The sequence below is a fragment of the Kitasatospora sp. NPDC006697 genome, assembly GCF_042869935.1.
Classification (GTDB): Bacteria; Actinomycetota; Actinomycetes; order Streptomycetales; family Streptomycetaceae; genus Kitasatospora.
Window position 1 is genome coordinate 1 of sequence record NZ_JBIAGU010000025.1, and the last position, 9,891, is coordinate 9,891.

Below are 9,891 nucleotides of genomic sequence, written 5' to 3' on the forward strand. Positions count from 1 at the left end.
CATGCGCGTCCGCAACTTCGCCTTCGCCGCCCTGGCCGTCACCGCCGCCCTCTCGCTCAGCGCCTGCAACGACGACATGGACACCGCGCAGGGCAGGCCGTAGCCGAGCCGCTGACGTACGGCGAGCTCAACAACCTGTCCGCAAGGGTCGGTAAGGAGTAAGAGGTGGGAGCCGCAGTCGGCTCCCACCCAGGTCAAACAGTGGGAGTAGGCCAGGCGAGGGTGCCCTTGCGGATTTCCTGAGCGGTACGGGTGCACCAGGTGCGTTCGGCGTGGGCCATCGCCGCGGCGTAGTCGGCTTCGATGACGAAGAGTCGGGGGACCTGCTGGGCGATGGCTTCGGCCTGGGCCTCGGTGAGACCGCGGACTTCGGTGTCGAGCAGGGCGGCTCGCTCTTCCAATGCCCGGGCTGCCCGCTCCGGGCCCAGGGCGCCGAGGTAGCTGACAGCCGCCAGGAAGCTCGGGTACTCCTTCACGGGTGCCCGGACCAGTTCGTCGAGCCACTGGACGAACTCCGACTGGCCCAGCTCCGTGAGTGAGTAGACGGTCCGCTCCGGGCGGCGTCCGTCGCGTTCGGTGGTCTGCTCGGTGATCCAGCCGGCCTGGTCCAGGGCCTCGACGACGTCGTAGAGCGAGCCGGTGCGGAGCTTGAAGCTGGTGTCCTTGTTGCGCTCGCGGAGCGTGGCGCCCATCTCGTACGGGTGCATCGGGCGTTCGAGCAGCAGGCCGAGTACGGCCAGGCCGAGCAGATTGCTGACCGGCCTCTTGCGGTTCGCCAACGTCCCTCCTATGTCGGTTGGGTGGTAGTCGGTTCGATGTTAGTCGGTTCCGACTAGTTGTTGGCGACTATATCTGAGGGATGGAGGGATGGGGAGGGCGCCGAGGGTGGGGTTGTGGTCGAGGACTGCCGGGATCAGTAGGCGATCCGGTAGGTGGCGCGGTCGAGTTCGGTGACCTCGACCGCGACGGTGGCCGGCTCGGGGAGGTGGGACTGGAGGAGGGCCAGGATTCGGGCCGTCAGTTCGGCTCGCTGCTCAGTGCTGCGGCCGTCCAGGATCTTGACCTCGACCAGGACCAAGGGGCGCGGCGCCGCGGCGGCTCCGGTGTAGCACTCGGCGGCGGGGCGGAAGACCGTCTTGCACTCGGCCTCGGTGGTGTCGATGACCTCGGCGATCAGCGGGTGCAGCGCCCTGGCCAGGCCCTGCCGGTCGAAGTCGAGGCCAGCCGAGTGGTCGATCAGGATCTGCGGCACGGTGTCTCCCTGGGATGACGGCGAGTCGGAACACCGTACTGGGAGGTCCAGGACGGCGGTGATCGGGGCGCCTGGGGAGGTGTGCGGCGTGGGGCGTGCGCCGGACCCTTTCGGGGGATGGGTGGCGGGGATCGGGCCTGGTGGGGCGGGGTGGCTCCGGGGCGGTGCGTTCGCCGGGTTGACGGGGTGTCAGAGGCGCGCCGTACGAAGGCCGCCCGGGGCGCCAGGCGCGGCGTCTACGCTCGGGCCATGCCTGAGGAAGAGCTCGTGCCCTCGCCCTGCGACCCCGCGAACGCTCCTGTCGGCGACGTGGGAGCGGCGCTGATGGTGATCGACTCCCGGCTCAAGTCGGTTTACCAGGGCCGCACCGAAGCCGGGCCCGAGCACCGCCAGCTGCTCGACCAGTTCGCCGCCACGCTCGGCCCCGACGGGTTCGACGCCCTGCTCGACGGCGCCTGCACGCTCATCTACATGTACATGAGCTGGCTGCGGGCGGCCTGCGAGAGCCATGACGAGGACGCCGTCGAGTTCGTGGTGCCGACGCTGATCAACACCATGCGGATGATGCCCAGGACCTTCCGCCCCGAGGTGATCCCCACCATGGCGGGCCTGCTGATCGCGGCCGGCACCGGCCTGAGTCCCAATCTGTGGCGTGCCCAGTACGGCGACTGGACCGAGGCCGAGATGAACCCGCTGGAGGCCACGGTCGTGCTGCTCGCCGAGCAGATCAACCGGATGGCGGGCGGCGACCAGGAGTTCGCCACCCGGCTGATCGCCGAGGCGCTGGCGGGGGCCGACGAGGACTGAGACGGCACGACGAGCGGGCGGGCCCGGCGGCCGGTTGGCACCGGACCCGTTCGCCGTTCCGGGGGGCGCATAGGGTGGCGGGCGTTCGTTTTGTTGGTCGGGCAGGAGCGGAGCACCCGTCATGGCGCAGGCCGAGCAGGACCGAGCCGTCCGGACCGACGGCGTGCGCACGGTGCTGGTCACCGGGGCGACCGGGTTCGTCGGCACCGCTGTGCGGGCCGCGCTGCGCGCGCACGGTGTGCCGGTGCGGCTGCGGCTGCTCTCCCGGGCGGCCGGCGGGGCGGACACGGTGGTCGGGGACTTGGCCGATCCGGGCTCGTTGGCCGGCGCCGCCACCGGGGCCGACGTGCTGGTGCACCTCGCGGCGCAGGTGGCCGGGGACGATGCCGCCTGCGCCGCCGTCAACGTGGACGGGACGACCGCGCTGCTGCGGGAGGCCCGGCGGGCCGGGGTGCAGCGGATCGTCCAGCTGTCCACCACCGCGGTCTACGGCCGCGGTCCGCACCACGGCATCGCGGTCGACGGGGTCGCCGCCGCGCCGGTGTCGGCGGCCAGTCGCACCCGTCTGCTCGGCGAGCGGGCGGCGCTGGAGGCCGGCGCGGTGGTCCTGCGCGCCCCGCTGATGGTGGGGCACGGGGACCGCTGGGTGGTGCCCTTCCTGGCCGAGCTGGTGCGGCGGGTGCCGGCCCGGTGGGCCGGGGGCACGGCGCCGGTGTCGATGGTGGCGGTGGAGGACCTGGCCCGGCTGATCGCCGCGCTCGCGCTGGCCACCGGGCCACTGCACGGCGGGGTGTTCCACGCCGGGCACCCGGTACCGGTCTGCTCGGGCGCGCTGCTGGACGCCCTGGCGGGCTGCGGAGTGCTCGACCCGGTGCCGGTGCGGGATTGGGAGTGGGAGCGGTGCCTGGCGCGGCTGGCGCAGGTACCGGGGCGTGTGACGGAGCGGCAGTTCGAGCTGGTGGGGCTCCCCCACTGGTACCGCAGCGAGGAGATCTGGCGACTGGCCGGTGTCGATCCCGGTCCGGGCGTGCTGCGGCGCCTGCCGGCTGCGGCGCCCTGGTACCGGGAGCACCTGGGGCGCACGGAGGCGGCCGGGAGCGGTGTCTGAGCACCGGGTTCGCCGCAAGGTGGGCGGGATTTGTCGTGCGTTTCGGAAAGTGGCAGCGGGTGGCTTTTTCAGGTCGCTCCAGGAATTCCTGAGGGAAATCGACGGATAAGCTCAACTGTGGTGTTTGAGTGGTGAGTTGACCGTTGTGAGCCGATCGGCTGATGGGGCGTCGGAATTCCACCGGATTCGCACTGTGCGGCCATCCGGGCGGTGCCGTCGGGCTGATACGGAAAGGCGGGGGCCGGTGATGACGGCCGGTTCCCGCACGTTCCGAGCCGTCGACGGAAGACAGGTGGAGACATGTCTGGAAGCGGGATCCGCGGTGCGTCCTCGGGCGGGGGCGGGGGCGACCGGCTGCCCTCGCTGACCGGGATGCGGTTCCTGGCCGCGCTGCTGGTGTTCCTCACCCATACGTCGGTGGCGAGTCCGTTCACCGATGCGGGGATCGACCGGTTCCTGGGGACCTGGCTGGGGCGGGCCGGGTTCCTCGGGGTCGGGTTCTTCTTCGTGCTGAGCGGGTTCGTGCTGACCTGGTCGGCGCGGCCGGGCGACGCGGTCGGGGCGTTCTACCGGCGGCGGCTGGTCAAGATCTACCCGAACCACCTGGTGACCTGGCTGGCCGGGCTGCTGCTGATGATCGGCGCGGGCGCCACCGTCACCGCGCGCGGGACGGTGCCGAGCCTGCTGCTGGTGCAGAGCTGGATACCCCGGCTGGACAGCATCATGGGTACCAATGCGCCGAGTTGGTCGCTCGCCTGCGAGCTGGTCTTCTACCTGAGCTTCCCGCTGCTGCTGCGCTGGGCGAAGCGGATCCGGCCGGAGCGGCTGTGGCTGTGGGCCGGGGTGCTGACGGCGGCAGCCTTCCTGGTGCCGGTGCTGGCGCAGGCGTTGCCCGCGCAGCCCGTCTCGCCCTGGCAGTCGATCTCGCTGTGGCGCTACTGGTTCGTCTACTTCCTGCCCGCCTCGCGGCTGCTGGAGTTCGCGCTGGGTGTGCTGATGGCCCTGATCGTGCGCAACGGCCGCTTGATCAACCTGAGTTGGCCGCTGGCGCTGGTGCCGCTGGCGGTCGGCTACCTGCTGATGGTGAAGCTGCCCGACGCCTACGGGCTGGCCGCGCCGACCGCGCTGCCGGTGGCGCTGCTGATCGCCGCCGTCGCCACCAAGGACCTGCGGGGCACCGGCACCTTCTTCGGCCTCGGGTGGATGCGCCGGCTGGGCGAGGTCTCGTTCGCCTTCTACCTGGTGCACTTCCTGGTGTTCCAGTACGGCCCGATCGGGCTGGGCGACCTCTCCCCCACCGCAGTGCACTTCTGGGGCACGCCGGAGGCGCTGGGCCGGCTCGGGGCCACCCTGCTGATCAGCCTGGCGCTCGCCTGGGTGCTGCACCTGCTGGTCGAGGAGCCCGCGATGCGGCTCTGGGGCCGCACCGCCCGCCGCCCGCTCCCGGCCGGACCGCTCCCCGCGGCCGAGGCCGCGGACACGGTGCCGGCGGCCGACTGAACCGTCGGCCCCCTGCAGGCCGTTCCGGGTGCCGGATCAGTCCTGGTCCGGGACGGCCTGGATGGTGCGGCGGCGCCGGGCCGCGATGTTGCCGACCTTGCGCGGGGCCTGGGCGCGGGCGTCCGGGGTGATCTCCGGGGCGTCCAGCGCCTCGCCGACCAGGCGGCGGATCTCCGGGTTGGAGGCGAAGAAGTAGCGCGGGCTGACCCGGTAGCGGGTCGGGTCCGGGTTCTCCACCAGGTGCAGGGCCTCCAGCCGGGCCAGCGCCTCGTAGACCGTGGAGACCGAGGCGCCGCAGTCCAGGGCGATCTCCTCGATGTCCGTGATGATCGGGTCGAAGACCGCGCCGTGGCTGGTCAGCCACTCCAGCACGCTGCGCTGGCTGGCGGAGAGGTTGAGGGTGTAGACGGGCGGCATGCCGAGGCTGTCCGGATCGAAGCCACCGTGGTGGCTGTGGGTGGCGGCGCTCATCGGGTGCCTCCGTTCGTCGTTCTCCTGCGCGGCCCGGGCGCCTTGGCCAGGGCCTTCTCGGCCGCCTTGGCCGCGGCCGCGAGGGCCTTGGCGTCCGGCGTGATGGGCGGTGGGTCCAGTCTGCGGCAAGCCTGCACCTGCGCCTCCCCCGTACCTTCCCAGAAACGGCGGGGGTTGAGCTGATAGGTCTGGCTGCGGGGGCTGGTCTTCAGCAGGATGTTCAGCTTCACCAGCCGGGAGAGCGCCGTCTTGGCCGTCGTCTCGGTGGCCAGGATCGCCTCGGCGACCGCCGTCGGGGTCACCTTGACCGGTCCCCCCGCCCCGCCGCCGGAGCGCACCCAGTCGATCGTCGCCCACTCGGCCCCCGAGAGCGCCAGCGAGTAGAGCGGGGCGTCGTCGGTGTAGGCGTTGAGCGTGTAGGAGCCGTCCATGGTGTGCGGCGTCCTGGCCTTCGGCGCGGGCACCACCGTTCCCGTGTCCAGGTTCACCAGGGCGATCTTGCCCCTGCGGACCATCGCTGCTCCTCACCATGCTGGTCTCGGTCGTGCGGGCCGGTCCGCCCGCTGGGTCGGCTAGGTCTGATTTTTCAGACGTTGGCTCCGGAAAACCCGACCTTAGCGCCATGAACCTACAGGACGGGCTCCGAAGAACGCGTCAACCGGACCGTCGTGTCGAACAGAGATCGCAGCGGAGGGCCGGAAATCGAACAACGAGGGCCGCAGAGGGCCCGCTAACGTCTGGTTTTCTGACCTTAAGGGCTGGAAAACCAGACGTTAGCGAGGGCAAAACCGCAGGTCAGAGCATTTTCCCCTTCTTAAGTAAGAAGGCGCGCGTTCGATCCTGCCGCACCCCGGGCGGGTGCAACAGCAGCGAAGCTGTGTGGTGCACCTGACTGGTGGGCCGGGCCTGGTGAGGCGGTCGGCCGTGCCGGAGGTGCTGATTCGACTCCTGGCAGCCACTGACAGCAGCCGTCGCAGGGCGGCCGGGGAGCGTCGTGGACGTGGGCAGGGGCGGGACCAAGGAGTCGCAGGTGGCGACTCGGGGACCACCGGGCCGGAGGCTGTGAGGCCGGCTGATGCGGAGGGTCACCGCCTTCGACGGCGCGCAGGGGCGGGGCGGGTGGTGCGGTCCGCAGTCCGGCCGCGTCAGCGGGGGCGGGAGGGGCCGCCCCGGGTGGGGGGTTGGGAAACCGGCCAGAACCATGTTGCGCTGGTGACGCGCTGTCAGAGCTCCACGTCTCAGAGCTCCACGTCTCAGAGTTCGACGTCCATCCAGCCGAGGTCACGGATCACGACCTGCAGGCCCTGGGCGCGGCCGCCCTGCTTGAAGTAGTGCTCCTGGAAGGCCTCGGCGAGGATGCGCTCCTGCTCGGCCTGGGTGCGGCCGGCGTCGTGGGCCTGGTAGAGGCGGCGGGCGACCTCGCCGGGCATGCGCTGGGTGATGGTGCGCAGGCGCGGCTCGTCGGTGGAGCGGCCGGCCGCGTCGAAGCCGAGGTAGGCGTTGAGGGTGACGGTCAGCCCCTGGGTCTCGGCCCGGCGCCGGGTGCGGCGGCGCACTCCCGGCTGCCAGCGGCGGCGCACCGCCTGCTCGACCTTGGCCGCGTTCGCCTTCGACATCGGCACGTCCCCGGTCACCTCGCCGGCCGCGACCGCCCGCAGGGCGTGCACCCAGCGCTGCGCGGTGCGCACCGAGACGCCGACCGCCTCGGCGAGCTTGGCCGTGTCCTCCTTGGCGACCTTCTCCCAGAGGAACTTCAGGCGGGTGTTGAAGTGCACCGGGAGCGGGCGGGTGCGCTCCACCCGCTCCAGGCTCTCGTCGATCTCACCCATCGCGGGGGCTCCTCCGGTTGGTCGGGTGCTGGGCTACTCGTCGATGGAGGCGGCGCCGCCGGACTTGATGTGGCGGGCCGGGTTGGCGCCCTCCGTCATCAGGGCCAGCACCTCGGCCATCGGGCGGGAGCCCTCGAACTTCACGTGCCCCGGCGAGACGCCCAGGCGCAGCGCGGTGCTCAGGGTGCCGTCCGGGCGGCGCAGCACGTCCAGCGCGGTCGGGCCGGGGGCGGCGAAGACCGCGCAGTCGGAGAGCACCGCGAAGCAGGACAGGCCGGTGTCGGCGGCCGTCCTGACCAGCTTGCGGTGGAAGTTGACGGTGGCGGTGTCGATCACCAGGGCGCGGATCAACGGGTCCCAGGTGGGCCGCTCCAGGGCGGGCCAGCGCTGGCCGGGCGACCAGCCCTGGCGGGGCTTCTCGCGGAACTTGCCGATGGTGCCCTTGGCGGTCTGCTTGATCGCGGTCAGCACCGCCAGTTCGGCCGGGTCGCCCTCGCCGAGCCGGGCCATGGCGTCCAGGAAGCCCTCCGGGTCGCCCTCGGTGGCCTCGAACGAAACACCGAGGGCCTCCATGGTGTCCAGGTAGGCCTGGCGCAGGCGCCGGTGCCACGGGTCCAGATACGGGCTGGAATCGTGCCTCAGCCAGCCCTCCAGGGGCTGCACGGTGGCACCCAGCTCCTGGGCGTAGGCCAGCTTGACGGTGGAGTACCAGGCCGGGCCGGTGGGCCGGTTGCCGTCCGCGCTGAAGGGGCTGGGCAGGGCGGGGTCGGTCGCGAGGCCGGAGAGGTCGGCCAGCCAGGATCCCGGGATCCGCTTGTCGAAGGCCGGCTCCAGCTCGTGGTACGGCTCGGAGAGCGGGAGGTTGAGGCGGCTGGCGGCCGCGAGGAAGGCCATGTTGACGTCGAGTCCGACCGCGAAGGGCGCACCGCGCTCGGCGTCGGTCGGCTCGCGGTACCAGTCCCAGGCCTCGGTCATCAGGACGTCCTGCGGGGCGCGGCCCTCGGCGAGCGGGTGCTCGTCCGGCACCTCGGGCGGCGCCGGGTCGAAGGCGCGCGGGCGGGAGCCCTCGACCTCGCCGGACTCCCAGCCCGCCTCGGTGCGGACGGCGCGGGTGGGCGGGCGCAGGGCGGTCACCAGTTCCAGGCCGGAGACGGCGGTGGAGCCGCGCGGGGTGAGCACCCGGGAGGCGTAGCTGCCGAGCAGGCGGGCCAGGTCGGGCGCGTCCAGGCCCTCCGGGAGATGCCAGCCGCCGGCCGCCAAGGCGTCCCAGGAGGGCAGGCAGAACTGCACGCAGACCCGCTTGCCGTCCTCCGGGGTGCGGTAGAGCCGGGCCCACGGGCCGAGGCCGCGCTTGGTGAGCAGCCAGCCGGCCTTCGTCAGCGCCTTCACCTGGCGGTGGGTGTCGGGGAGCTGGCCGAGGCGGGGGACGAAGTCCTTCTTCGGGTCGCGGCCGAGCGGGGGCAGGCCGAGCTCGGTGGCGGCGGCGTCGGTGAGGACGACGAGGGGGTCGCCGTCCTTGCCCCAGCGGTGCAGGCGCGGGGCGCCGAGGCCGGTGGCGAGGGCCCACTCGGCGACCTCGGCGAGGGTGCGGCCGGTGGGGGCGGTGGCGGCGGGGGTGCCGTCGGCGAGGTATGCGGTGAGGCTGCGCCCGTCGGGGGCGACGTCGAGGACGGCGAGGGGGCCGGCGGGGTAGCGGGCGGCGGCGGCCGACTGCCAGTCGGTGGAGTCGGGGGTGGGCTTCTTGGCGGCGGCCTTTTTGGCGGTGGGCTTGGCGGTGGGCTTGGTACGGGGGGTGGGGCGGGGGTGCCGGGTCGGGCTGTGTTGTCCGCGGACAACATTTCGGGGGGCAGGGGCGGGGGCAGCGGGTGGGACGGTGTTGTCCGCGGACAACATTTCGGCGGGCGCAGGGGCGGGCGGGGGCGGCGGGGTGGTGTCCGGCGTGGTGTCCGGGGTGCAGAAGCCGCCGAGGTGCATGGGGAGGCCCTGGGCGCGGTAGACCGAGGGGCGGCCGCACTGGACGCAGGGCTGCGCCGGGCCCATGACGAGGGAGCCGTCGGGGTGGGCGTCGAGCATGGGGGTGCCGGCGGGGACGGGCTGCTGGTGTTGCTGTGGTGCCGGAGTGGGGGCGAGTTGGGTGGCGATGCCGTCGAGCAGCTTGGCGTAGGCGGCGCGGGCTTCGCCCTGGGGGTCGCGCTGGGCGGTCTCCCAGGCGGTGAAGGTGCTGGTGCTGACGCCGAGCGCCTTGGCGGTCTCGGCCTTGCTCAGCCCGTAGGCGGTACGCAGCCGGGCGCGCTCCTCGGGGTCGGGCAGCGGCACGATGCTGCGCGGGCCGGCCGCCAGCAGTGCGTCGATCGCATCCGGCTCGCCGGTCACCGCTCCCCCTCGCTGGGTGCGCAGTCCAGGAACTCCCGCAGCGCGGCGCCGTCCAGCACCCGCGCCGGATTGCGTCCGGGCGCCAGCGGCAGGTGCTGCAGCAGTGCCCACCGGAACCGTGCGGCCGGCGCCAGGTCGAAGGCGTACTTGCCGCCCGCTGCCTCGCGCCGCGCTCCGCGGATCTCGAACGCCCCGACGCACAGCCGGCCCTCGACGAAGGCGAGCAGGAAGTCCCCGTGCTCGGCCACCGTCTGCTCGCCGAAGCGCCAGGAGCGCGAGGCGCCTTCGAGCACCGACTTGCCCTCCCTGAGGGACTGTCGGACGTCCACCGCGAGCACGGGCCTCCTCCATGGCTGGTTTGAAGCTTGATCAACTGGATCGTAAGGGAGATGGAGTGGGTTTATCAAGCTATAAAGTGCCGTGTCGGCCGATAAAATGGCAGGTGGAGGGGGGTGAGGGCGGGGATGCGGGCCTTGGGGGGGGGGGGGGGGGGTTTTTGGGCGGCGCACAAACCCCCCACCCCCCCCCACGGGGGGGGCAAGAAAATTATG

The 9,891-nt window shown here is 72.5% G+C and carries 10 protein-coding genes; 3 read left to right on the forward strand and 7 right to left on the reverse strand.

Features of this window, described 5'->3' with window-relative positions:
* Nucleotides 1-194: 194 nt before the first annotated feature.
* Together ACFYNO_RS28930 and ACFYNO_RS28935 are read right to left on the reverse strand one after the other, a co-directional pair.
* A complete protein-coding gene (locus ACFYNO_RS28930) occupies nucleotides 195-779 on the reverse strand; it encodes a PadR family transcriptional regulator (protein WP_388018852.1) in 585 nt (194 codons plus the stop codon).
* Nucleotides 780-913: 134 nt separating this feature from the next.
* Nucleotides 914-1,252 (reverse strand): 5-carboxymethyl-2-hydroxymuconate Delta-isomerase, encoded by a 339-nt coding sequence (locus ACFYNO_RS28935; protein ID WP_388018855.1) that lies wholly within the window; start codon nucleotides 1,250-1,252, stop codon nucleotides 914-916.
* A gap of 267 nt (nucleotides 1,253-1,519) precedes the next feature.
* Here ACFYNO_RS28935 and ACFYNO_RS28940 point away from each other — a divergent pair, with 267 nt between their 5' ends.
* The 3 genes from ACFYNO_RS28940 to ACFYNO_RS28950 all read left to right on the forward strand — a co-directional run bounded on the left by ACFYNO_RS28940 (nucleotide 1,520) and on the right by ACFYNO_RS28950 (nucleotide 4,667).
* A complete protein-coding gene (locus ACFYNO_RS28940; RefSeq protein WP_388019097.1) occupies nucleotides 1,520-2,059 on the forward strand; it encodes a hypothetical protein in 540 nt (179 codons plus the stop codon).
* A gap of 121 nt (nucleotides 2,060-2,180) precedes the next feature.
* Nucleotides 2,181-3,167: an NAD-dependent epimerase/dehydratase family protein gene (locus ACFYNO_RS28945; protein ID WP_388018858.1), complete on the forward strand. Its 987-nt coding sequence runs from the start codon at nucleotides 2,181-2,183 to the stop codon at nucleotides 3,165-3,167.
* Between the two features lie 300 nt (nucleotides 3,168-3,467).
* On the forward strand, nucleotides 3,468-4,667 hold the full coding sequence (locus ACFYNO_RS28950) for an acyltransferase family protein (protein WP_388018861.1): 1,200 nt from the start codon (nucleotides 3,468-3,470) through the stop codon (nucleotides 4,665-4,667).
* 36 nt (nucleotides 4,668-4,703) lie between these two features.
* Here the strand turns inward: ACFYNO_RS28950 and ACFYNO_RS28955 are convergent, their stop codons facing one another.
* The 5 genes from ACFYNO_RS28955 to ACFYNO_RS28975 form a co-directional block, all read right to left on the reverse strand.
* Nucleotides 4,704-5,138, reverse strand: a complete 435-nt coding sequence (locus tag ACFYNO_RS28955) for a MarR family transcriptional regulator (protein WP_388018864.1) — start codon at nucleotides 5,136-5,138, stop codon at nucleotides 4,704-4,706.
* Nucleotides 5,135-5,653 (reverse strand): MarR family transcriptional regulator, encoded by a 519-nt coding sequence (locus ACFYNO_RS28960; RefSeq protein ID WP_388018867.1) that lies wholly within the window; start codon nucleotides 5,651-5,653, stop codon nucleotides 5,135-5,137. The genes ACFYNO_RS28955 and ACFYNO_RS28960 overlap by 4 nt, the downstream gene beginning before the upstream one ends.
* Before the next feature lie 738 nt (nucleotides 5,654-6,391).
* Nucleotides 6,392-6,967 carry a telomere-protecting terminal protein Tpg gene (gene tpg, locus ACFYNO_RS28965; protein WP_388018870.1) on the reverse strand — a complete coding sequence of 192 codons (576 nt, stop codon included), beginning with the start codon at nucleotides 6,965-6,967 and terminating at the stop codon, nucleotides 6,392-6,394.
* A 33-nt stretch (nucleotides 6,968-7,000) separates the two neighbouring features.
* On the reverse strand, nucleotides 7,001-9,340 hold the full coding sequence (gene tap / locus ACFYNO_RS28970; protein WP_388018873.1) for a telomere-associated protein Tap: 2,340 nt from the start codon (nucleotides 9,338-9,340) through the stop codon (nucleotides 7,001-7,003).
* The gene (locus ACFYNO_RS28975; RefSeq protein WP_388018876.1) at nucleotides 9,337-9,669 is read right to left on the reverse strand and encodes a hypothetical protein; all 333 of its coding nucleotides are present in this window, start codon (nucleotides 9,667-9,669) and stop codon (nucleotides 9,337-9,339) included. Before ACFYNO_RS28975 ends, tap begins: the two co-directional genes overlap by 4 nt.
* Nucleotides 9,670-9,891: the final 222 nt, after the last annotated feature.